The sequence below is a fragment of the Gemmatimonas sp. genome, from assembly GCF_027531815.1.
GTDB lineage: Bacteria > Gemmatimonadota > Gemmatimonadetes > Gemmatimonadales > Gemmatimonadaceae > Gemmatimonas.
In genome coordinates, this window is record NZ_JAPZSK010000004.1 from 149,973 (window position 1) to 171,072 (window position 21,100).

At 69.0% G+C, this 21,100-nt stretch carries 23 protein-coding genes; 2 read left to right on the forward strand and 21 right to left on the reverse strand.

The features are described 5' to 3' along the window. Positions 1-50 precede the first annotated feature (50 nt). The 3 genes from O9271_RS04500 to O9271_RS04510 are packed head-to-tail and all read right to left on the reverse strand — an operon-like array spanning position 51 to position 3,504. Positions 51-1,805: a putative ABC exporter domain-containing protein gene (locus O9271_RS04500; RefSeq protein WP_298266449.1), complete on the reverse strand. Its 1,755-nt coding sequence runs from the start codon at positions 1,803-1,805 to the stop codon at positions 51-53. Next, positions 1,802-2,548 (reverse strand): ABC transporter ATP-binding protein, encoded by a 747-nt coding sequence (locus O9271_RS04505; protein ID WP_298266451.1) that lies wholly within the window; start codon positions 2,546-2,548, stop codon positions 1,802-1,804. Before O9271_RS04505 ends, O9271_RS04500 begins: the two co-directional genes overlap by 4 nt. 35 nt (positions 2,549-2,583) lie before the next feature. After that, on the reverse strand, positions 2,584-3,504 hold the full coding sequence (locus O9271_RS04510; RefSeq protein ID WP_298266453.1) for a hypothetical protein: 921 nt from the start codon (positions 3,502-3,504) through the stop codon (positions 2,584-2,586). An 89-nt stretch (positions 3,505-3,593) separates the two neighbouring features. Here O9271_RS04510 and O9271_RS04515 point away from each other — a divergent pair, with 89 nt between their 5' ends. Further along, the gene (locus O9271_RS04515; protein ID WP_298266455.1) at positions 3,594-4,853 is read left to right on the forward strand and encodes an HDOD domain-containing protein; all 1,260 of its coding nucleotides are present in this window, start codon (positions 3,594-3,596) and stop codon (positions 4,851-4,853) included. Positions 4,854-4,901: 48 nt separating this feature from the next. Here the strand turns inward: O9271_RS04515 and O9271_RS04520 are convergent, their stop codons facing one another. Together O9271_RS04520 and motA are read right to left on the reverse strand one after the other, a co-directional pair. After that, on the reverse strand, positions 4,902-5,771 hold the full coding sequence (locus O9271_RS04520) for a flagellar motor protein MotB (RefSeq protein ID WP_298266458.1): 870 nt from the start codon (positions 5,769-5,771) through the stop codon (positions 4,902-4,904). Between the two features lie 3 nt (positions 5,772-5,774). Continuing rightward, on the reverse strand, positions 5,775-6,632 hold the full coding sequence (gene motA, locus O9271_RS04525; RefSeq protein WP_298266460.1) for a flagellar motor stator protein MotA: 858 nt from the start codon (positions 6,630-6,632) through the stop codon (positions 5,775-5,777). A gap of 39 nt (positions 6,633-6,671) precedes the next feature. Between motA and O9271_RS04530 the strand changes: the two genes are divergently transcribed. Further along, positions 6,672-7,334, forward strand: coding sequence for a hypothetical protein (locus O9271_RS04530; protein ID WP_298266462.1), 663 nt, complete (start codon positions 6,672-6,674; stop codon positions 7,332-7,334). Between the two features lie 2 nt (positions 7,335-7,336). Here the strand turns inward: O9271_RS04530 and O9271_RS04535 are convergent, their stop codons facing one another. The 16 genes from O9271_RS04535 to O9271_RS04610 all read right to left on the reverse strand — a co-directional run bounded on the left by O9271_RS04535 (position 7,337) and on the right by O9271_RS04610 (position 21,075). Continuing rightward, a complete protein-coding gene (locus O9271_RS04535; protein WP_298266470.1) occupies positions 7,337-7,609 on the reverse strand; it encodes a carbon storage regulator in 273 nt (90 codons plus the stop codon). Positions 7,610-7,611: 2 nt separating this feature from the next. Then, complete coding sequence (gene flgK, locus O9271_RS04540; RefSeq protein ID WP_298266472.1) at positions 7,612-9,060, reverse strand: flagellar hook-associated protein FlgK; 1,449 nt, start codon at positions 9,058-9,060, stop codon at positions 7,612-7,614. 3 nt (positions 9,061-9,063) lie between these two features. Next, positions 9,064-9,609, reverse strand: coding sequence for a flagellar protein FlgN (locus O9271_RS04545; RefSeq protein WP_298266474.1), 546 nt, complete (start codon positions 9,607-9,609; stop codon positions 9,064-9,066). Next, complete coding sequence (locus O9271_RS04550) at positions 9,609-9,956, reverse strand: rod-binding protein (RefSeq protein ID WP_298266476.1); 348 nt, start codon at positions 9,954-9,956, stop codon at positions 9,609-9,611. Before O9271_RS04550 ends, O9271_RS04545 begins: the two co-directional genes overlap by 1 nt. Continuing rightward, positions 9,953-11,053, reverse strand: coding sequence for a flagellar basal body P-ring protein FlgI (locus O9271_RS04555; protein ID WP_298266478.1), 1,101 nt, complete (start codon positions 11,051-11,053; stop codon positions 9,953-9,955). Before O9271_RS04555 ends, O9271_RS04550 begins: the two co-directional genes overlap by 4 nt. Next, on the reverse strand, positions 11,050-11,724 hold the full coding sequence (locus tag O9271_RS04560; RefSeq protein ID WP_298266480.1) for a flagellar basal body L-ring protein FlgH: 675 nt from the start codon (positions 11,722-11,724) through the stop codon (positions 11,050-11,052). The genes O9271_RS04555 and O9271_RS04560 overlap by 4 nt, the downstream gene beginning before the upstream one ends. Positions 11,725-11,732: 8 nt before the next feature. Continuing rightward, a complete protein-coding gene (gene flgA, locus O9271_RS04565) occupies positions 11,733-12,272 on the reverse strand; it encodes a flagellar basal body P-ring formation chaperone FlgA (RefSeq protein ID WP_298266483.1) in 540 nt (179 codons plus the stop codon). A gap of 24 nt (positions 12,273-12,296) precedes the next feature. Beyond that, on the reverse strand, positions 12,297-13,085 hold the full coding sequence (gene flgG / locus O9271_RS04570; RefSeq protein WP_298266485.1) for a flagellar basal-body rod protein FlgG: 789 nt from the start codon (positions 13,083-13,085) through the stop codon (positions 12,297-12,299). 37 nt (positions 13,086-13,122) lie between these two features. Then, positions 13,123-13,830 (reverse strand): flagellar hook basal-body protein, encoded by a 708-nt coding sequence (locus O9271_RS04575; RefSeq protein WP_298266487.1) that lies wholly within the window; start codon positions 13,828-13,830, stop codon positions 13,123-13,125. Between the two features lie 212 nt (positions 13,831-14,042). Continuing rightward, positions 14,043-14,483, reverse strand: coding sequence for a hypothetical protein (locus O9271_RS04580; protein ID WP_298266490.1), 441 nt, complete (start codon positions 14,481-14,483; stop codon positions 14,043-14,045). Positions 14,484-14,532: 49 nt separating this feature from the next. Continuing rightward, positions 14,533-15,282 carry a FliA/WhiG family RNA polymerase sigma factor gene (locus tag O9271_RS04585; RefSeq protein ID WP_298266493.1) on the reverse strand — a complete coding sequence of 250 codons (750 nt, stop codon included), beginning with the start codon at positions 15,280-15,282 and terminating at the stop codon, positions 14,533-14,535. Between the two features lie 35 nt (positions 15,283-15,317). After that, positions 15,318-16,193 carry a cellulose synthase operon protein YhjQ/BcsQ gene (locus tag O9271_RS04590; RefSeq protein WP_298266495.1) on the reverse strand — a complete coding sequence of 292 codons (876 nt, stop codon included), beginning with the start codon at positions 16,191-16,193 and terminating at the stop codon, positions 15,318-15,320. Beyond that, positions 16,193-17,050 carry a hypothetical protein gene (locus O9271_RS04595; RefSeq protein WP_298266498.1) on the reverse strand — a complete coding sequence of 286 codons (858 nt, stop codon included), beginning with the start codon at positions 17,048-17,050 and terminating at the stop codon, positions 16,193-16,195. The genes O9271_RS04590 and O9271_RS04595 overlap by 1 nt, the downstream gene beginning before the upstream one ends. Further along, positions 17,043-19,136, reverse strand: coding sequence for a flagellar biosynthesis protein FlhA (flhA, locus tag O9271_RS04600; RefSeq protein ID WP_298266500.1), 2,094 nt, complete (start codon positions 19,134-19,136; stop codon positions 17,043-17,045). Before flhA ends, O9271_RS04595 begins: the two co-directional genes overlap by 8 nt. A gap of 10 nt (positions 19,137-19,146) precedes the next feature. After that, entirely contained in the window at positions 19,147-20,244 is a 1,098-nt protein-coding gene (locus O9271_RS04605; RefSeq protein ID WP_298266502.1) for an EscU/YscU/HrcU family type III secretion system export apparatus switch protein, read from the reverse strand. A 6-nt stretch (positions 20,245-20,250) separates the two neighbouring features. Then, positions 20,251-21,075 carry a flagellar biosynthetic protein FliR gene (locus tag O9271_RS04610; protein WP_298266504.1) on the reverse strand — a complete coding sequence of 275 codons (825 nt, stop codon included), beginning with the start codon at positions 21,073-21,075 and terminating at the stop codon, positions 20,251-20,253. Between the last annotated feature and the right edge of the window lie 25 nt (positions 21,076-21,100).

Below are 21,100 nucleotides of genomic sequence, written 5' to 3' on the forward strand. Positions count from 1 at the left end.
TCGCAGGTTAGGCACCTGACCGTCGCCCCGGAAGGGGAGAGCACACGGTCTCAGGCGGCCGGCGCCACCTCGTTCACATCCGTCTGCTCGAACACCGTGCCCAGCCAGTGCAGGACGGGCCACAGCTCCACGGCGATGATCGTTGCCGCGACCATCGTGCCGGCGAGGACTGACCAGCCGCCCCAGTCGTTGGCCAGCCAGAGCACGAGTGCGCCGGCGCCCACCGGAAAGACCAGCGCGACCGCGGCCACCAGCGTGGTCGCCGCGGTGGTGAGCAGGTTCTGGCCCATGGTTTCGAAGCCGCGACTTTCGGTGCCGAGGCGTACCCAGGCAGGGAACAACAGCGCCGTACCGTTCTGGATTGTGAACATGAGCGCGTTGAACGCCGGCACGCCCACCATGACGGAGACGAGCATGGGCGCGGTGGCGCCGCTTTGCACCAGCAATCCCGGGTCCTGCAGGAACATGACCACCGGCACCAGCAGCAACGCCCAGATGGTGATGGAGTGCAGGATGGTCACGGCCGCGATTTCGGCCGCGACAATGCGCCACCCGTCGAGCGGGTAGGTCTTGAGGACGGCGAGCCGCGGGAGGTCGAGCCGCAGATCGAAGCGCATCCAGAGGGGGCCAATGAACAGCAGCATGGCGCCCCACCCGATGGCCACCCCCATGAAGGCATCACCGGCGCGCGGCGACGCCTGACGGGTGACCACGGCGAGCACGGACAGCCCGACCACGAACGCGATCAGTTGGCTCTTCCAGGAGCCACCGCGCAGCGCTGCCGCGACATTCTTCCAGGCGATCGCCACTTCCGGACGTCCATGCAGCGCGAGCGCAGGTACCGAGACCAGCTTGCCCTTTCGGGATCGCGCCTGCCCCATTTGCGACGCGCGGAATCGCTCCAGCCGTTCGGCCCGGTGCTGTGTGGCCTCCAGCGCCGCCTCCTCGAAGGCGGTATCGAGACGCACGAGCCACAGATAATGCCCCAGCGCGATGAGCCCACCCCAGAGGAGCGCCAGTGACCACGCGGGCGTGCCGGCGCGTACGATGGGGTCGATGAGCAGGCGTACCGGAAACAGGGCAGCCGCCGGAATGGGCGACTGCAGCGCGTCGGTGAGTGTCCGCACGATCTCCATGATGCCGCCATCGCCGGCACCACGCAGTTCGGGGATGGCCGTCACGATCCCGTAGACCACGGCACCGACGAGTCCCGCGAAGATGGTGGCGGGAACCAGCACACGTCGCCACCCGGCACGGCCGTGCTCGACGGCGCTCGCGCGCACGATCGACGCCCCCACGCGGTGCATGGAGAGCGTGGAGAAGAGCAGCCACCACCCCAGCGCGCGCTCCCAGGTGGCCAGGTCACTGGCGTTGCCGCGGAAGATGACGCTGAAGACGATCGTGTTCACGAAGATGGCCAGCTGCATGCGCAGCAGCTTCGTGTGTACGAGACCACGCCGGCTGATGGGGGCGGGGAACAGGAACTGCACTTCGGGCAGCGTGAAGGCGAGCACACTGCGATCGGCGCCAAAGATCCACCAGCGCGCCGACGACAGCAGTACCAGGGTACTCACGAGGACCACCGTGCTGTCGGAACGCAGCAGCTGCGTGAGCGACGTCCCGTTTGCCTGCGTGTTGCGAAAGAGCGCCCAGTACAGATACAGCACGCCGAGTACGACGGCGATGATGTAGCGCGGGTTCCGGATTCGCGCCGCCTGGGAGCGCACCCGGTTCATGAAGCTGCGTGCATACAGGAACAGCAGGGCCGCCGCGGGAGCGGGGTGACGCTCGCGCTCGTCGATCACGCGGCGGAGAGGTCGGTGCTCGCGGTATCGCCGGTGAGCGCGATGAAGATCTCCTCCAGCGTGCGGCCGGCCAGTGCAGGGCGTTCGGCGACGATCTCGGCGATGGTGCCCAGTGCGACCATTTGCCCGCGTCGGATGACGAGGAGGCGCGTGCAGAGCTCCTCGACCAGGTGCAGGAGGTGGGAGCTGAGAATGACGGCCGTGCCTTCGCGCGCCCGCGCCGTGATGGTCTCCTTCATGCGACGAATGCCCACGGGGTCGAGGCCGGTGAGTGGTTCGTCGAGCAGCAGCGCGGCCGGCCGATGCAGCAGGCCGCAGGCGATCGCCAGCTTCTGCTTCATGCCGCGCGACAGCTCGGGCGGGAGGGCATCGCGCTTGCCGGTGAGTTCGAGTTCCTCGAGCAGCCGCGGAATTTGCGGCGCCGCGTCGTGTACGCCGTAGAGGCGCGCCACGAACTGCAGGTGTTCGGTCACGGTGAGGTAGTCGAACAGCTGCGGTTCATCAGGGATGAACGCGAGGCGGGCCTTGGCGGCCACGGGATCACGCTGCAGGTCGATGCCGTCGATGGCGATGCGCCCCGAGGTGGGCTGCAGGATGCCCGCCAGGGCGCGCAAGGTGGTGGTCTTGCCGGCACCGTTTGGCCCCACCAGCCCCAGCACATCTCCGGGTGCCACCTGAAACGAAAGCGACTGCACCGCCACGGTGTCGCCGTAGAGCTTCGTGTACCCGGAAACGTCGATCACTTAGTAGAGACGGCGGAGGGGAACCCGGCAACGACTCATGGGGCGGGCGGCAGCGACACCGACGCTGAGAGAGTGGCGGTCAAGGTAGCGCCTGGGGCGAGGCATCGCTCGGTGGTTCGGGCGCGGGCGGCCATGACCGTCCCGGCGGCAGCGCCTCCGGCCGCACCGATAATGGCGCCGCGCGTGCCTCCTCCCATGACCCGCCCCATGATGCCGCCGATGATGGCCCCGGTGATGACTTTGCCCTTGTCGCTGCCACCCGTGGAGACCTGCCGATCGGTGACGCTGGATGCGGTGACGCGTACCGAGCCCTCGGCGGGAATGAATTCGCCGTTGAGCTGCAGCCCGCGGAGCCGGAACTGCACCTCGCCGTTGAGGGAATCCACCTGCGTGACTTCGACCAGCACCGGCGTTCCGGCCATGAGGGTGACGCCATCGGGGGCGGTGACCTCGCGCCCCAGCGACACGACGAGGCGATCACCGCGGCGATACGTCATGGTACAGATGGCCTCCCGGGTGACGCCGGACAGCTCGGTGCCCGCCGCCAGCGTGCGCCCGCGCCCGGCGGGTGCCGGCGTGTCGGCCACTCTGCCGCTGTCCACCGGCGATGGTTCGGCGGCGGCCGGCGCGGGCGCCCCGGCCGGCGGCTTCGGCTGTGGCAGGGGCTGAGGCACGGGACGCGGCGGCGCCGCGGCGGGGGCCGGCGCCCGTTGCGGACTCGAGGCGCTGGCCGTGACTGGCGCCGGCCCCGAGAGAGTGGGGCTGGACACCGCGGTATCGCCGATGGCGACGGTCGAGGTGGCCGATGCCGCCAGCGTAAGGTCGCGCGCGAGCGATGAATCGGTGGCGTCGTCTGCCGGACGCGACTCGCGACACCCGATCAGCAAGACCAACCCCAGCAGGGGCGTGGCCCCGAAGTGGAGGATTCCGCCGCGCCGAAAGTGAAGTTGCGCCATGTGGAAGACGATAGTCGAAAACAGGAGTGCCGCGCCACCGCTTCGTACGCCGGGGTGCGGCTCGCGTTCCCCTAGCCCCTTCTTGGTCGATGCCGTCCACCACCGTCGACGTGACGACGCCCACCCCGGTACAGCAGGTCTTTGTTGCCCGCCAGCCGATCTTCGACGCCCAGGACACCCGCGTAGCCTACGAACTGCTGTACCGGGCTACCCGCGAGGCGACGCACGCTCACGAGGGTCCGCCGTCCCAGCCCCTCATGTGCGGGGATACCGCCCTCCACGCGATGCTGTCCATCGGCCTGGAGCGACTGGCGGGGGGAACGACGGCCTTCGTGAACATGACCGAAGAGCACCTGCTGGGAGGACTGCACAAGATTTTCGACCCGCGCACGGTGGTGCTCGAATTGCTGGAAACGATCGACGGGACGCCGGCCGTTGTGGCGGCCTGCGAGGCAGCGGTGGCCGAGGGGTACACCCTGGCGCTCGATGACTACGACGGACGGGCGTCCCTGGACGTCCTGTTGCCATTCGCGACGATCGTGAAGGTGGACGTGCTGGACCGCGACCCGCAGGCGCTGGCCCCCATGATCCGGGGCCTGCTGGCGCGCGGCCTCGTGGTGCTGGCGGAACGGGTGGAGTCGCACGAGATGCTGTCGGCGATGCGCGCACTGGGGTGCACGCTCTTTCAGGGGTACGTGTACAGTCGGCCGGAGACGCTCGGAGGGCGCACCGTCAACGTGCACCAGGCGGCGATCTTCCAGATCATGGCCTTGCTGAACAAGCCGGAGACCCCCGAAGCGGCGCTGGACGAGGCGTTTCGTAGTCACCCGTCGCTCTCCCTGTCGCTCCTGCGCCTCGTCAACTCGGCGTCGTTCGGCGGGCGGGGGGTGGACTCCATTCCCTATGCCCTCCGCGTCGTGGGCCGTGAGGCGCTGTCGCGCTGGATGCTCGTCATGCTGGCGGTGAGCGTCAGCAGCCGCAGCGCCGTGGCCCATGAGGCCGTCCTGCAGGCCCTCGTGCGCGGACGGTTCTGCGAATTGGTCACGGCGCGCGGTGCCAACGGCGACCCTGGACCGCGCTTCCTGGTGGGGTTGCTCAGCCGCATGGATACGCTGCTGGGCCTCCCCATGGATCAGGTGCTCGACCGCCTGCCGGTGAGCGACGACGTACGCGCGGCGCTCCTGAACCGGACGGGAGTCCATGCCGAGACGCTCCGTCTGGCCGACGCCTACGACAGCGGCGACTGGGCGGTCGTGGACTCGCTCGGCGGGGATGCGGCGCTCTCCGCGTTGTATACGGAGGCGGTGCTCTGGGCGCACGACCGCCTGTCGCCGGAGATGCCGTCGTAACCTGCCGGCCAGCGCCCACGCTCGAGCGGCGCCGTCGTCACGCGTCCGTCAATACGCTTTCTTGAGCGGCGTCGACAGGGTGGTGACCAGCGAGTCGCGCTTCTGCGTGGCGAACGCCTCGGCACTGGGGGCGCTTTCGGGCGTTTGGGAATAGGGGAGCAGAATGGAGATGCGGCGGTTGCTGGGGGCCATGCGATCATCCGGCACCCGCGGGTGCGTGTCGGCATAGCCGCGCACTTCCACCACGCGACCGGGCGCCACGCCTGCGGACTGCAGGATGCGGCGTGCGGCATTGGCGCGATCGGTCGAGAGCTCCCAGTTGGTGTACGCCGCATCCTGCCCGAACTTCGCCCCGTCGGTGTGTCCCTCCAGCACCACTGGATGGCCGCTGGCGGCCAGCTCCGTTCCCACCAGCTGCAGCGCGAGCATGGTCGCGGCATTCATGCGCGCCGAGCCGAGCGGGAAATACACGTCACCACGCCCTGATTCCACCAACTCGATGCGCAACCCCTCGCGGGTCACCTGCACATCCACCACGGCATTGAGCCGCTTCATCGAATCGCTGGCGGCCAGCTTGTCGAGGATCGACGTGCGCAACTGCTCGAAGCTGCGCTGCTCGGTGGTCCGCAGCATCATGCGCATGGGCGTCCGCTGGATGGGAGTCGGCGTCGTGCCGACGCTGAGCGGACTCGATCCCGCGCCGAACCCCTTCTTGTAGCCGACGGGGTTGGAGAAGTAGCCCTCGACGGCCTGCTTCGTCTTCTCGTCCATGCCCAGGATCCACATCACCATGAAGAAGGCCATCATGGCCGTCACGAAGTCGGCGTACGCGACCTTCCACGAGCCACCGTGATGTCCGCCGCCACCGACCACTTTCTTCTTGACGATGATGATCTTCTTGCCGCCGCGCGCCGCCATGGATCAGGCCACTCTCTTGCGCGTGAGTTCCTCGAGCTCGGCGAAGCTGGGCCGCTCATGGGGCTCGATGTTGCGGCGCGAGAACTCCACCGCCGTCATGGGCGCATCGCCACGCGCAAACGACAGCAGCGCCGTGCGGACGCACAGCATGTAGTCGTGCTCTGCGTGGATGCGCGTTTCCATGGCCTTGGCGATGGGACCGAACACGCCGTACGCCAGCAGGATGCCGATGAACGTGCCCACGAGCGCCGCGGCCACCTTCTCACCGATCTCGGAGGCAGCGCCGCCGATCGAGCCCATCGTGATGATGACGCCGAGGACGGCAGCGACGATGCCGAACCCCGGCATGGCATCGCCCACGGTGGTGATGGCGTGCGGCGCCAGCATCTGCTCGTGGTGATGCTTTTCCAGATCGACATCCAGAATGTCCGCGAGGTTATGGTCCTCCACCGTGCCGGTCAGCAGCACCTTCAGCGTATCGCAAAGCAGCGCCGTGGCGTGGTGATTGGCCAGGAAGGACGGATACTTCTGGAAGATGTCGCTCTTCTCGGGGTCCTCGATGTGCGCTTCCAGCCCCACCAGGCCGTCCTTGCGCACTTTCTGGAAGACCTCGTAGAGTACCTCCAGCAATTCCGCGTACGCCTTGGCGCCATACGGGTTGGGCTTGAGCAGTCCGAGCAGCTGCGCCACGCATGCTTTCAGCACCGCTGGTGGGTTGCCAATGATGAGCGTCCCGAGCCCTGCGCCGCCGATAATGATGAACTCGGTCGGCTGCCAGAGCACCGCGACTTCGCCATGGTGCATGACGTAGCCACCGATGACTGAGCCGAAGACGATCACCAGACCGATGATGACGAACACGCGAGCGATTCCGGGGTGCGGGTGAAGGGGGCAGCGAGCGTGGCGCCCAGCGCGGAAACCGGGGCCGAGCGCTGGCTCTCGATTCAGGACGATTTACTGCGCAGTCTGGCACATACGATCAGCAACCGGCTGGCGACGGTCAGTGGCGTGGCCAGCCTGCTGGAGGGCGGCACGGTGCCGGATGCCCGGATGCTCGATGGGCTGCGGCAGGATGCGGAGCGGCTCGAGCGCGTCCTGGACCGGCTGCGGCAGCTGCCGCGCCGTCCGGATGCCGCGCCTGAGCCCATGCTGCTGGCCGATGGTCTCGAGGCTGCGCTGCAGCTCGTTGCGGAGCACCCGCTGCTGCAGGGACGCACCGTGGGCCGGGTGGTCGTCGGTGAGGTCCTGCCGGTGCGGGCCGAACCCCAGTCGGTGGTGCACGCGGCGTGCGTGGCGCTGCTGGCGGCGGCCCGTCGTGGTCCCGGGGCGCTGGTGGTGTCGCTGGAGACGGTGGCTGACCGTGTGCACCTCACGGTGCACCGGGACGGGTCGCCTGACGCGGACACGGCCGTCCCGGAGGGCGAAACCGCTCCCGCGCCGCCGGCCGATGCCCCCGTCCTCGCCTGGCTCCTGGCAGCCAGCTATGGACACGCGCTTGCCGTGCCCCACGGATGTGGATTCTCGCTCCCCACGCTGGCGGCCGTGCGGCGACGCGGGGGGTGACCCTACGCCGTGGCTTTGGGGCCGGCGGAGGGCCCGGGGGGTACTGCGGCACCCGGTGGGCCGAGGGTGGCGAGCCACGCCCCGGCCGCCGAGCCACTCGCGGCACGCTGGTTCTGCTGTGCCACCTGCTGGGCAATCTCGCCGCGGAGAATCTTGACGTCGGCCGGAGCCTCAATACCCAGGCGCACCCCGCCGCGATCGCACGAGACGACCACGATGCGGATGCCGCCGTCGATCAGAATGGAGTCGCCCTCGCGGCGTCCGAGAATGAGCATGGTCAGACCAGATTGACGAGCGTATCCAGCATCTCTTCCGCTACCTTGATCATCTTGGCCGCCGCTTGGAAGGACTGCTGGGCACGCAGCATCTTCACGAGCTCCTCGTCGGTGCTCACGCCGCTCACAGCCTGGCGGCGCAGATCGGCCTGATCCGTGAGGGTCGTCGCCACGGTGGCCTCGTCGTTGGCCGACGCGGTCTGCAGGCCGACCCGCGTCACGAGTCCGCGAAAGAAGCCGACGAACGAGCCGGTCTCCGTGGCGCCGGTGGGCGTGGTGAAGGAGACGGTATTCTCCGCGGTGCGCAGCGCCGAGAGCGCCTGCGCGACCGTGTTATCGGTCGGGGCGCTGGCATTACCGGAGGCCGCAATCTTCGACGGGTCGGCGATGATCGTGCTGTGCAGCTTCAGCGTGGCGGCCGAGACCGGCACGGCCAGGGTGCCGGGGTCGAAGAAGTTGCCGGCCGCGACGCCGGGGATCGCGCTGCCGGTGAAGGTGAAGCCCCCGCTGTGCGCCGTGTTCACGGCGCTCACCAGCTGGCTGGCCATGGCGTCGAGCCGGGTGCGCACGCCGGGGATTTCGGAGTTGACCACCGTGGCCAAGGCCTTCAGCTCCCCGGCCAGCGGGAACAGCCGGTCGGGCGGATTGCCGAGTTGAATACGGACTGGCAGGTCGGTGAGCGGTGTCGCCGGGAGCGGGTTGGGGGTCTCCAACTGCAGGGACACCGACACCGCGGTCGCGCCGTCCACGAGCAAGGAGTTGCCGATGAGCACCGACACCGAACCGTCGGGCTGCTGCAGCGCTCGCGCGCCCGCGAGCTTCGAAAGCTCGTCGAGCTTGAGATCGCGCAGGTCCCGCAGGTCGTTGGCACTGTTGCCGCTCGACTCTGCGCCCACGATGCGCACATTCAGGTCGGCCACCTGGGTGGCCAGCGCCGAGATGCGCTCCACCGTGTTGCCGAGCCGTTCGAGGGTGCTCGTGCGCAGCGTGGTGAGCTGCGTGTCGTAGCCATTGAACAGCTGGCCCAGCTGCCGGCCTCGCTGCTGCACGACGGCGCGCGCGGCGAGGCTGCTCGGCTGGGCCGAGAGATCGCTCCACGCATTCCAGAACTGGTCGAGTGCGTTGGACATGCCAGCGTCGCTCGGTTCGCCAAAGACCGCCTCGAGCTCCTGCATGAGGTCACGGCGCATCCCGGCATCGCCCGCCTGCCCGTTGGCGTTTCGGAAGGACTCGTCGAGGAGAAGGTCGCGCTTGCGGACCACGGTGGACACGTTGACGCCGGTGCCCACGTTCCCGTAGGGCATGCGCAGCGGCGTGTTCGGCGCGAGCACGGCCTCCTGTCGCGAATAGCCCGGTGTCTCCGCGTTCGCGACATTCTGCGCGATGGTCTGGAGGGCAGTCTGGTGCGCGACGAGCGCGGAGCGCGCGATGCTGAGGAGGCCGTTATTCATGGGTCAGGCCCGGCGATTGACGAGCACGCCGCGCGGCGCGCCCGGCCCCGGGGGCACGAGTCCCTCGGTGGCGTAGGTGGCCGGACTGGCCGATCCGCCGACGAGCGTCTGCACATGCTGGTCGGTACTGGTGAGCGCTTCCCGGAGCAGCCGGCGGTTCATGCTCACCTCCCGGCTGAGCGTGTCGGCGGCCTGCTGCAGGTGCAGCCGCGCCTCGCGGAACCGATCGTCCACCAGGTCGCCGAGCACATCCTCAACCTCGCGCAGGGTCATTTCCTCGGAGCCACCGACCAGCACGTTGAGCTGGCGGCGCCGCTGTCGCGCCTGCCCCAGCGTGGCGAGGATGCGGTGCGTGGCGAAGGTGCTGTCGTCGACGCCCTGGATGTCGTCGCTGCCGACGGCGGCCCGCTGCCGACGCATCTGCGCGATGAGATCATCGAGCAGGCGCCGTTCACTGACCAGCGCGTCGTGCAGCGCGGCGATCAGCGCCGAGGATTGCAGTCCGGCGCGGGGCGCGGGTTCCTGGGCATACATGGTCAAGGGCGACATCAGCGATTCGTGGAACTGGAAGTCGATGAGGACGGGGTGGCCGCCACGCGGCCACGCAGTTGGCGATACACGGACTCGGCGAGCCCGCCCTCCCATTGGTTGGGAGTCTCGGCAGCCAGATGCTGATCCATCAGTCCCGTGAACATGTCTTCGCCGGCGTTGGCCGAAACGATGCCGTCTTGCTGGGGAACGGTTTCACGCATCGCCTTGAAGAGCTGTTGGACGAACAGCCCCTCGAGCTGCTTGGCGGTCTCGCGCAGTGCACGATCGGTCGCCGGGGGAATGGGGGGCGCCACCGGGGGCGTGACCGTCACCAGGGAGGCCCGGGGGCGTACGGGATCGGTCACCGGACGATGATCTCCGCGGTCAGGGCGCCCACTTCACGCAGGGCGGCGAAGATGGCCGCGATCTCGCTGGCGGGGGTCTGGACGGCGTGCAGGGCCGAGGCGACGCGCTGGACGGGGATGCCGGCGGGGAGGCGAACGCTACCCGGAATGGCGGCCGTGTCGTTGGGCTCGAGGGCGCCGATGGCGAGCGTAATGGCCCCGTGACTGACTGTAGCGGCGCCCACCACCATATCGCCGCCCGCGACCACGGTGCCGTCGCGCCCGTCGATGATGATGCGGGGGCGCGCCTCCGGGGCCACGGCGAGATCCCGGATCCTGGCCATGGCGACCGGCTTGGCCAGGGAGTCGGCGAGCGTGACGATCACGGCCCCCTCGTCCTCGACGATCGCGGTCTTCTCCCCCATCGCGCCGTTGATCGCCGTGGCAATGCGGCTGGCCAGCCCAAGATCGGGTTCACGCAGCAGGAGCCGCGAGGTGGCGCCGATGGTCGGACGCGGGAGGTCGGCCTCGAGGACACCGCCCGTGGGAATTCGCGCGGCGGTCTCGTGCGTCGGCGCGTAGCGCGTGGTGCTGCCGCCCTGACTGATGAGGAGGGCCCCCTGTGCGCTCGCGAGTGGCGGCCCGCTCGGGTCGGCCACCAGCGGCGTCATGAACAACGTGCCGCCCTTGAGTGATCGCGCATCCCCCATGCTGGACACCTGCACTTCGAAGCGTCCCCCGGCGCGGAGGAACGGGGACACCTCGGCCGTCACGAGCACTGCCGCGACGTTGCGCATGCGAATGAGGTCGGCAGGGACTTCCACGTTGAAGCGGCGGAGGATGTTGATGACGCTCTGCACCGTGGGGCCGCCGGTCTGTCCCCCGATGGCCCGGTCACCGGTGTTGTCGAGCCCCACGGCGAGCCCATACCCCACCAGGCGCACCGGCAGGGCCCCCTCGGCCTGCGTCAGGTCCCGGATCTTGACGTCGTTCTGCGCGACCGCGAGCGACGGCATGAGGAGCAGCAGGGCGATGGCCGCAGCGACGGTGCGGAGCAGGCGGACGGTGTCGTGGGCCACAACGCGGACCCTGCGCGAGCGGAGCAGCAACGTGTTCACGGCCACACCATCCCGAGGACCTTGCTGATGATGCCCTGCTTGGGTTTCCCGAGCGGGCCCGGCGAGGCGTAGCCCAGTTGGGCGTCGGCCACGCGGCTCGACTCGATGAGGTTGGTGACGGAGACGTCCTGCGCCCGCACCCACCCGGTGAAGACGATGTCCTGCATGGCCCGGTCCACGTCGATCTTCTTGGTGCCCTTCACCTGCAGCAGGCCGTTGGGCCCCACGGCGACCACGCGCACACTCATTTCGTTCTGGAACCGGTTTTCGCGCCGCGCCTGGCCGCGTTGTGTTTGGTCAGCGTTGTTGCGGGCGTCGATGTTTGCGGACTGGCTGCTGCCGGGGACGCGCGCGTTCAGTCCGAAACCGCGATTGCGGAGGTCCTGATTGAGGTTCTCCTTGACCGCCGTGCTGATCGTGTAGTCGTCGATGAGTACGGTGATGATGTCGCCGACGGCAAACTGGCGACGGTCGCTGACCCAGGCGTTGCGCGGCGGAGGGGCGGGGATGGCCGGGGCGTTGGCCGCCGGGGCGTTGGCTGCCGGGGCGTTGGCTGCCGGAGCCGTGGCCGCCTGACTACCGGGGGGTTGGGATGCCGCCTGCGCCGACACCGTAAACGGGGCGAACGCGAGGGCGGCGGCGAGGGCCAGTGGCGAGCGCTGACGGGACATGAGGAGTCTCAGCGAAGGCGAACGGTATTCGGCGCCACGGCGACGCCGTCGAGCCGGCGGGTACGATTGATGCGGACGCCCACGGGGGCGCCGAGGGCGGCGCTGTTGGTGGCAACGCCGCTCAGGACGAGCGTGAGCAGGCCATCCCGCCACACGGCGGTCACGGGTGTTCCGCTCGCAATGACGGGCGGCGGCGTGACGGCCGGGAGCCGAAGCCGTTCGCCGACGGCGATGGGCCGCCGCGCGATCCACCCGACCTGCGCTCGCGTGGTGTCGGGGGCCATGCCGTTCCAGCGCCAGGTGATCACGGTGTCTGCCACGCCGATGTCTTCGGCGCGCAGCGTGTCCCCCCGTCCGAGCTGGCGGAGCGCGACGGCAACGGATACCCGGCGCTGGTCGGCGCGCAGCGCGCCGGCCGTGTCCGGCCGCGCGCGTGGCGCCTGCGCCGCGAGCCCCAGGGGCAGCAGCCCCGCGAGTCCCGCGATCGCGCGGAGTGACCACCGGGATGCGGTGCCGTGCGCGGCCGGGCGATGGGTTGGCGAGTACATCAGGAAGTCCGTGTCCGGTGCGGCTTAGTTCACGATGTTGTTGGCGATCTGGCCCATCTCGTCGGCCGTCTTGATGGACTTGGAGTTGATTTCGTAGGCGCGCTGCGCGGCGATCATCTCCACCATCTCCTGCACGATCTGCACGTTCGAGCCCTCGAGGCTTCCCTGCTGCAGGCGTCCCATGCCGTCTTCGTTGGCGAAGCCAAGGATGGGCTGGCCCGACGCCGTCGTGGCCGTGAGCATGTTCTGGCCGAGGTTGAGCAGGCCGCTTGGATTGGCGAAGCGCGCGAGCTCGATGCGTCCCACCTCGGTGGGGAGCAGGTCGGTTCCGCGCTTGACACTCACCACCCCGGCACTGGAGATGGTGAGCTCGCTGCTGTCCACCGGAATGCGCACCGGCGGCTGAACGGCGTAGCCGGCGCTCGTGACGAGGACGCCCTGATCGCTGATCTGGAAGCTGCCGTCGCGCGAGTATCCGAGTTCGCCGTTGGGCAGCTGCACCTGGAAGAAGCCCTCGCCTTCGATGGCCACGTCGAGGTTGCGCCCGGTCTGTTCGATGGGGCCCTGCTCGTGCAGTCGCTGGACGCCGGAGAGCCGGGTGCCGCGGCCGACCTGAATGGCCGGCAGCGTCTCTGCCTCCGTGCCGCCGATGACCTGCTGTCCCTGAATGGTCTGGTAGAGCAGGTCCTCGAACTGCGCGCGGCTGCGCTTGAAGCCGGCCGTGTTCACGTTGGCGAGGTTGTTGGCGATGACTTCGGTGCGGGTCTGCTGCGCCATCATGCCGGTTGCGGCGGCGCGAAGTGCGGGATTCATGGGTCAGGTCTCCGGTGCGTGCCCGTGGCGGGCGTGCTCAAACGGGCTTGGCGAGGTCGGTCACGGCGATGCCGCGCACCGCATCGATGGTGGACAGCGTCTTCTGGGCGGCCTGATAGCGGTGCAGCACGCTCAGCATGTCGGTCATGGCCGTCATCGGGTTCACGTTCGACTCCTCGAGGAACCCCTGCTGCACCCGCCGTTCGGCGGACGGGATGGCCTGCCGGGAGGCATCGGGCACAAACAGCGTGCCCCCTTCGTGCTGCAGGTCGGTGCCAGTCGGGACGCGCTCGAGGCGCAGGCGGGCCAGTGGCTTGCCATTCACGGCGATCTGACCGGCGGCGTCGATCTCCACCACGCCGGTGGGCGGCATGGTGATCGGCCCGTCTTCGCCCAGGACCGGATTACCGCGGCCGTCGACCAGCTGGCGTTCGGGACTGAGGCGAAAGCTGCCGTTGCGCACGAACCGTTCCCCCCCGGGCGTGTTCACCACGAAGAATCCGTCCCCCTCGACCGCGAGGTCGAACGGGTTATGGGTCTGGGTGAGCGTGCCGGCCGTGAGGTCAACGGCGGTGTCGGTGGACGCCAGGGCGTTGTCCATGAGCCGCGAGAAGGCCATTTCCGCCTTGAAGCCGCGGGTGGACGCATTGGCGAGGTTGTTGGCCAGCACCGCCTGTCGGCGCTCCAGCATCTGGAGCGCGGCAGCCGCACTGCTCATTCCGTTGGTTTGGACGGGACCTGGCATGTCGTAGTCGGTAAGGGGACTCGAACTCGCCAGGGAGAAAAGCAATGGTCGGGCCACGCGGGCCCGACCTGATGAAGTTGATAGCAAGATCTTGTATTACAACGACTTGCCGTTTCTTCGCGGCCGCGTGTCGGCGGTCCGGGCCCGACCGTCGGCACGGCAATTCGTGCCGGATCCCAGCGGGGGCGGCCGCTATTGCCGTGCGGGAGGCGCTACCGTACCGCGAGGGCTCCGCCGTGGATCTCGAGCAGCATCGAGACGGCGTCAAGCGGGAGACCGGTCTTCCAGGCGATCTCGGTCGGGGCGGCGCCAGCGGCTGCCAGCGCCCGCACGGTGCGCGGGGTCTTGCCCCCCCGTCCACCGCGCAGGGAGATCGTTGGGGGCGCGGCCGTCGCCGGGCGCGGTGCGGCATGGCGAGTGTGGGCCAGCGCACTGCGGCGCCCCCGCCGTTTCCGGAGGGCGCTTCCCACGCGGCGCAGTGGCTCGATGAGCAGCGCGGCGGCGGTCGCCGCTCCCAACGCGGCGAAGGCCACGAGCCGCTGGTCCGGCGACACGGCGGGCGACATCAGGAGTGCACCGATGGCCAGCCCGACGATGCTGACGCCGACGCCAAGGGCGGTCATCTGCAGGACTTCCTTCCAGACCTTCGACATGCGGGGACTCCGTGGTAGGGTCAAGAACGTGCGCGAGGCGAGTCGTGCGTCAGGCGTCGCGGAGCGGCTTGAGCTCCACGCGCAGCTTGCTCAGCGCCTTGCTGCGTATCTGCGAGACGCGGCTTTCGGTGAGCTCGAGCACCTTGGCGATCTCGTGCAGCTTGAGCTCCTCGAAGTAGTAGAGCGAGAGGACGATCCGCTCCTGCTCCTTGAGCCGGAGGATCGCATCCTTGAGATGGGCGACCTCCTGCTCGTGCGTGAGCGACGCCTCGACGTCGCTGTCTTGCTCACTGGTCAGTGTTTCCGCCGGAACGGGCGCCGTGCTTTCCCGATCGCCTGGGGCCCGGTCGAGCGGCATGTGATGGGCGCCTTCGACGTCCGCCTGCCAACGCCAGAGCGTGTCGAGGTCCACGCCCAGCTGCGCGGCCAGTTCGCGATCCTCCGGCGCGCGGCCATGCGCTCGCCGAAAGGCCTCCCGTGCGCCGGTGATTTCGCGGGTCTTGCGCCGGACAGAGCGCGGCACGTGATCCTGCTTGCGCAGCTCGTCGAGAATCGCGCCGCGAATGCGGGGTGCCGCGAAGGTGCTGAAGGCGAGGCCACGGGTGGCATCGAAGCCTTCGAGGGCCGTCATGAGGCCGATCGTCCCGGCGCTCACGAGTTCATCGAAGTCGGTACGCGCGGCGAGCGTCCGTGAGACCTGCCGGGCCACGTGATGCACGAGACCGAGGTGCTCTTCGAGCAAACGGTCGCGGGCAACCACATTACCCGCCCGATAGGACTGCCAGAGGTTTGCGTTCATGGCTGTGGAACCGGAGGGGGCAGCGAGAGACACGATCAAGTACCGGGGCGGGAGAGGGGTCGTTCGGCCAGCACGCGCATCACGACGTGGTGCGCGGCGATGGCGGCCGGCGATCCGGCGGCTGCGTCAGGAAAGGGCATGCCCGCGCGCAGCGCGGCATCAAGGGTGGGGTCGGCCGGAATGGCCCCAGCGAGGCGTGGCGTGAAGCCGAGGAACTGCCGGGCCCCCGCCTCGATGGCGTCAAAGCAGCGAGCCGCTTCACTCCCTTCATGCCGGTTGACGAGCACCTCGACCGGCAGGGCCGGGCGGGCAAGCCCGACGGCTTTGCAGAGGGCATAGGTCGCCGCGAGGCCCACGGGATCACTGCCGGCGGAGACGGCCAAGAGCCGCTCACTGCCAGCGGGTGTAACGGCGCCGAGCACATGGTCAAGGCGGGCACCGCAGTCGAGGACCACGAGGTCCATCGTTTCGGCAAGCGTGCTCACCCGGCGCATGCAGGCCTTGCGTTCGGCCGCGCTCATTGGCGCCGCGCTGCGCGGGGCATCGGCGAGCCGCGGGGGGCCGCCGGCCACCAGGGTGAGTGTTGCACTGACCGGCGTGGCAACATCCGCCGGCACGGCGCGCCCGGCACGCAGGTCGGTCCAGCTGCCGCGCGGGGTGACCCCGAGTGTCAGCGCCAGCGCGCCCACGAAGTCATCGGTGTCCACCAGCAGCACGCGCCGACCCTCGCCGGCGGCACTCACGGCCAGCAGCGCCGACAGCAGCGTGGCCCCGGCGCCGCCGCGCCCGCTCGCAACCAGCAGCGTGGGTGCCGCCCCGTTGCGGGCGTCGCCGGCGCTGCGCGTGCTGCGGATGCCATCGGCTTGCGTCGGTGGTGCCGCTCCGCGCGGCACGGTCAGGAGCAGCGACATCAGGCCGGTGCCCAGTCGGATTCGGCGTCGGCCGCCAGGCCCCACGTGCGCAGCAGCCGCGGCACCCCGGGCTTGAGGTCGGCGGGCACGTCCTGGCCATCGGTGATCCAGCGGGTGGGCATCTCGAGCGACAGCGCCAAATCGGTGACACCCGATTCCCGCGGCACCTCGTCGAGCTTGGACAGCAGGAGATGCGTGGCGCCGCAGTGGGCGCGCGACGGGGCATAGGCACGGGCGATGTCCACCGCGAGGTCGGCGCGCAAGCTGGCCGGCAGGATCAGGTGCACCTCGTCGGGGGCGATGGCATCGAGCAAGGTGCGCCATCGCTCCGTGAGCTCCGTACTTGCTGGGCTGCGCCCCGGCGTGTCGATGAGAATCACGTCACAGTCGGCCGAGAGCCGCTTCATGGTGGTCTCGATCTCGCGCGCATCGTAGACGACCTCGAACGGGATGTCGGCGAGCTCGGCGTAGGTGGCCAGCTGCTCCATGCCGCCCACGCGGTAGGTGTCGAGCGTGAGGAGTCCCGGGCGCGCGGCCCCGAACATGCCGCGGCGCACCGCCAGTTTGGCGGCGGTGGTCGTCTTGCCGGCCCCGGTGGGGCCCACCAGCGCGATGCCATAGGGGCGGCCGTCGGCCTTGCGCAGCGTGGGCGGCAACGGCGCCGCTTCGAGGCGCGCACGGACGGCATCGAGGGCGTGGCTCGGCGTTGCGAGCACCTCCACCATCGGCACCCCGCCGTCGCGCACGGTGCGCGTGTGGAGAATCATCACGTCGTCGCCCAGCGTGCGCCGCGCGCGATCGGCCACGCGCGACAGGTCGACGCCGCGGAATCGTTCGACCGGCAGCAGACTAGCCATTCGGCATCTCCCAGGTGGCAACGCTGCTCAGCGTGATCTGCGCGGGGAGCTCGGCGAGCGAGACGACCGGGAGGCTGGGCAGCACGGGTTCAATCAGGCGTCGCACCCCCACGCGCAGTGACGGCGGCGTGATGAGCGGCAGCGGACGGCCATCCACCGCGTAGGTGGTGGCGAGGTGGTTCAGGTCCCGCAGCATTCCTGCGAGGGATTCGGGGGTGAGCATCGGCGTGGTCGCCTGCGCCGTGCGCGGCGAGAAGAGCCCCAGCAGGGCGCTTTCGAGACGCGCCCCGATGGTGATGCCCCGGATGGTGCCCGTGGGGTCGGCAAAGAGCCGGGCGATCACGTTGGTGAGCGCCTTGCGGACCACTTCCGTCAGCACCTCGGGATCCTTCGTCGCCTCCGCGCCGTCGCCGATCGCCTCGAGAATCGTGACGAGGTCGCGAATGGGGACACGCTCGCGCAGCAGGCGCTGGAGCACGCGGTGCAGCACGCTCAGGGACACCTTTCCGGGAATGATCTCTTCCACCAGCGCTGGGTGCGACTTCTTGAGCGTCTCCACCATCTCCTGCACCTCCTGGCGACCCAGGAGCTCGGCGGCGCTCCCCTTCAGTGTCTCGAGCAGGTGGGTGGCGACCACGGTCGTGGGTTCCACGACCACGTAGCCCAGCGCTTCCGCCTCGGCACGGCGCGAGGCCGCGACCCAGCGTGCCGGCATGCCGAAGCTCGGGTCGATGGTGTCCATCCCGTCGATCTCCGCCACCACCGCACCGGTGTTGAGGGCCATCATGAAGCGCGGCAGCACTTCCGCGCGGGCAACCTCACTGCCGCGCAGCTTGATCACGTATTCGTTGGCGGGCAGGCGGATGTCGTCGCGGATGCGGATGGGCGGCACGAGGATGCCCAGTTCGAGCGCCGCCTGCTTGCGCAGCAGCGAGATGCGTTCGAGCAGATCGCCGCCCTGCCCCTCGTCCACGAGCGGGATGAGGGCATACCCCACCTCGAGTTCGATCGGGTCGATCTGCAGCAGGTCCTGCATCGGATCGGGTGTGGCTGAGACCTCGGGGGCGTCACTCACCGTGGGCGACAGCATCAGCGCCTCGGCGGTGCGCTGCGCCTCGGCCTGCGTCGACAGCTTTGCCAGCACGGCGGTCCCCGCGGCCATGGCGAGGAAGGGAAACATCGGGAGCGCGGGAATGAGCGAGAAGGCGCCGAGCACGCCCGCCACCATCCACATGGCGCGCGGATGGCCGCCAAGCTGCCGACTGAGCACGGTGCCGATCCGGTCGGTGCTCGTCGCCGCCGTGACCATGATGCCGGCCGCGGTGGAGATGATGAGCGCCGGGACCTGGGAGACGAGCCCGTCACCCACCGTGAGGATGGTGTACGTGCTCGCCGCCTTGCCCACATCCATGCCGCGCTGGATGACGCCAATGAAGATGCCGCCGACGATGTTCACGATCACGACGAGAATGCCGAGAATCGCGTCGCCCTTCACGTACTTCGAGGCACCGTCCATCGCGCCGTAGAAGTCGGCGGTGCGGGAAATCTCGTCGCGGCGGGTGCGGGCCTCCTTCTCGTCGATCAGGCCGGCGGAGAGGTCGGCGTCAATCGCCATCTGCTTGCCGGGCATGGCATCGAGGGTGAAGCGCGCCGCCACTTCGGCGATGCGGCCGGCACCCTTGGTGATGACGATGAAGTTGATGCCGATGAGGATGAGGAAGATGACGATCCCAACGGCGTAGTTGCCGCCGATGACGAACTGGCCGAAGGCCTCGATCACCTTGCCCGCATGCGCCTGGGTGAGAATGAGGCGGGTGGACGAGACGTTGAGGCCGATGCGGAACAGCGTGAGCAGCAGGAGCAGTGCGGGGAAGCTGCTGAAGTCGAGCGGGTTCGTGGTGTAGAGGGCGACCAGCAGCACGACCAGCGACGAGCCGATGCTCGCGGCGAGGAAGAGGTCGAGCAGCACCGGCGGTAGCGGGACGATGATGAGCGCGAGAATCATCACCACCACGAGGGCGACGGCGATCTCGGCGATGCGCATCTTCGGCGCGCCGGGGTTGAGGGGCAGGGCAGCAGAGGTCATGCAGGTCTCCTCAGGCGGCGGCCGTACCGCGCCAGCCGGCGCCATGGCGCTGCTTCTCACGCATTACGAAGGCCAGCACCTCCGCGATGGCCAGATACATCTCCACCGGAATCATGGTGCCGACCTTCGCGATCTTGATGAGGGCCCGGGCGAGCGGCTTGTTTTCGATCACGGGCACGCCATGCTGAAAGGCCAGCTCCTTGATCCGCTGCGCGATCTTGCGTTCGCCCAGCGCGACGATGTACGGTGCCGGCGCCACCGCGGGGTCGTACTTGATGGCAATCGCGATGTGCGTAGGGTTCACCAGCACCACGTCGGCGGTCTTCACGCTCGCGAACATCGTGCGCCGCACGCGCTCGCGCGCGACCTGGCGGCGACGCCCCTTCATTTCGGCGTTGCCTTCCTGCGACTTCATTTCCTCCTTGACTTCCTGCTTCGTCATCTTGAGGTCCTCGTTCGTCTTCCAGCGCTGGAAGCCGTAATCGGCGAGCGCAAGAACGAGGAACATGAAGCCGGCATTGCGGAGCAACGCGAAGCTGTAGGCGTTCACGAGCTCCATGAGCGCCATCGGGGACGGGGACACGGCGAGGGCCAGGACGTCGGGCCACGCGTCCTGCAGCGTGGCGTACACGGCATAGCTCACGATGACCATCTTGAGCATCCCCTTCGCCAGCTCCACCCATCCCTGCAGGCCGAGCATGCGCTTGACGCCGCTGATCGGGTTGAGACGCTCGAACTTGGGCTCGAGGGTCTTCGTGGTGAGGAGGCCACCGGTCTGCAGGGCCTGCACGGCGATGGCGATCACGGCGAGTGAGGCCATGGCCGACACGATGCTCACGATGACGCGGAAGCTGAGCGCCTGGAGGTAGGTGATGAGGCCGACCCCCTCGTGTGCGCCGTCCCCCGCTGTGGCGAGCGTCCCGCCGACGGTCTCCACGAGAAAGCGCCACAGCGGTGGTCCCGCAAAGGAAAAGACCACGAGGGAGCCAAGGAGGAAGGCGGCCGTGACGAACTCGGGGCTCTTGGCGATTTGCCCCTTCTCCCGCGCGTCATCGAGGCGTTTGCCAGTGGGTTCTTCGGTCTTTTCGCCGGACTCGTTCTCTGCCATCGGTCGTTATCGCGACGCCCCCGTCGCCGGCGCCGGGGCCACCAGGGCCGCCCGCGCAAAGGAGTCGAGGGTCTGATGGTACGGCGTGGTCCAGCCGCTGAGCGCTTGCACCACGAGACCGATGGAGCCCGCGAAGGTGAGTAGGCCGACGCCGATCTGCAGCGGGAAGGCAAGACTCATGACCTGCAGCTGCGGTGCCGCGCGCCCGAGCACGGCCAGCGCGATGTTGGTCAGCAGGATGGCGGCGATGATGGGCGCGGCGAACTGCAGGCCACTGGCGAAGATCTGCGCGCCCGCCTTCACGAGCGGCAGGAGGCCGCGATCGAGGGCGAGCGGTCCGCCGAGCGGCATCACGTGGAAGCTCTTCGCCACGGCCTCGATCATCAGCAGGTGTCCGCCGGCGAGCAGCAGCAGCGTGACGGCGAGCAGCTGCATGAAGCTCGCGAACAGCGCGCCCTGGGTATTGCTGAGCGGGTCGAAGATCGCCGCGCCGGAGAGACCGATGGTGTTGGTGGCGAGTTCCCCTGCAAACTCGACTCCGGCGACCACGAGGGCGGCCGCGAACCCGAGCGCGAACCCCACGACCGTCTCCGCGAGAAACGTGGCAGGGGTGATCGCGAGCCCCGTGGGATCGGCAGATTCAAGTGCCGCGGGCAGCAGGAGCACGGCGAACATCACGATGAGTGCCGCGCGCAGTCGCATGGGCACGGACTTGGCCGACCAGGCGGGTGCCACCAGCAACAGCCCACCCACGCGTAGCGCCGTCAGCACCGTGGCGGTCGCGACGCCGGGCGCGAAGAGGTCGGGGAGGCCGAAGATCAGCGAGTTCACGGGCCGGTCGACGGGTGGAGACGGC

Excerpts from the sequence above, each read along its gene's own strand:
- O9271_RS04510 (WP_298266453.1), bottom strand. The coding sequence starts at position 3,504 with ATGGCGCAACTTCACTTTCGGCGCGGCGGAATCCTCCACTTCGGGGCC.
- O9271_RS04515 (WP_298266455.1), top strand. The coding sequence starts at position 3,594 with ATGCCGTCCACCACCGTCGACGTGACGACGCCCACCCCGGTACAGCAG.
- O9271_RS04520 (WP_298266458.1), bottom strand. The coding sequence starts at position 5,771 with ATGGCGGCGCGCGGCGGCAAGAAGATCATCATCGTCAAGAAGAAAGTG.
- O9271_RS04535 (WP_298266470.1), bottom strand. The coding sequence starts at position 7,609 with ATGCTCATTCTCGGACGCCGCGAGGGCGACTCCATTCTGATCGACGGC.
- flgK (WP_298266472.1), bottom strand. The coding sequence starts at position 9,060 with ATGAATAACGGCCTCCTCAGCATCGCGCGCTCCGCGCTCGTCGCGCAC.
- O9271_RS04545 (WP_298266474.1), bottom strand. The coding sequence starts at position 9,609 with ATGTCGCCCTTGACCATGTATGCCCAGGAACCCGCGCCCCGCGCCGGA.
- O9271_RS04560 (WP_298266480.1), bottom strand. The coding sequence starts at position 11,724 with ATGTCCCGTCAGCGCTCGCCACTGGCCCTCGCCGCCGCCCTCGCGTTC.
- flgA (WP_298266483.1), bottom strand. The coding sequence starts at position 12,272 with ATGTACTCGCCAACCCATCGCCCGGCCGCGCACGGCACCGCATCCCGG.
- flgG (WP_298266485.1), bottom strand. The coding sequence starts at position 13,085 with ATGAATCCCGCACTTCGCGCCGCCGCAACCGGCATGATGGCGCAGCAG.
- O9271_RS04575 (WP_298266487.1), bottom strand. The coding sequence starts at position 13,830 with ATGCCAGGTCCCGTCCAAACCAACGGAATGAGCAGTGCGGCTGCCGCG.
- O9271_RS04580 (WP_298266490.1), bottom strand. The coding sequence starts at position 14,483 with ATGTCGAAGGTCTGGAAGGAAGTCCTGCAGATGACCGCCCTTGGCGTC.
- O9271_RS04585 (WP_298266493.1), bottom strand. The coding sequence starts at position 15,282 with ATGAACGCAAACCTCTGGCAGTCCTATCGGGCGGGTAATGTGGTTGCC.
- O9271_RS04590 (WP_298266495.1), bottom strand. The coding sequence starts at position 16,193 with ATGTCGCTGCTCCTGACCGTGCCGCGCGGAGCGGCACCACCGACGCAA.
- O9271_RS04595 (WP_298266498.1), bottom strand. The coding sequence starts at position 17,050 with ATGGCTAGTCTGCTGCCGGTCGAACGATTCCGCGGCGTCGACCTGTCG.
- flhA (WP_298266500.1), bottom strand. The coding sequence starts at position 19,136 with ATGACCTCTGCTGCCCTGCCCCTCAACCCCGGCGCGCCGAAGATGCGC.
- O9271_RS04605 (WP_298266502.1), bottom strand. The coding sequence starts at position 20,244 with ATGGCAGAGAACGAGTCCGGCGAAAAGACCGAAGAACCCACTGGCAAA.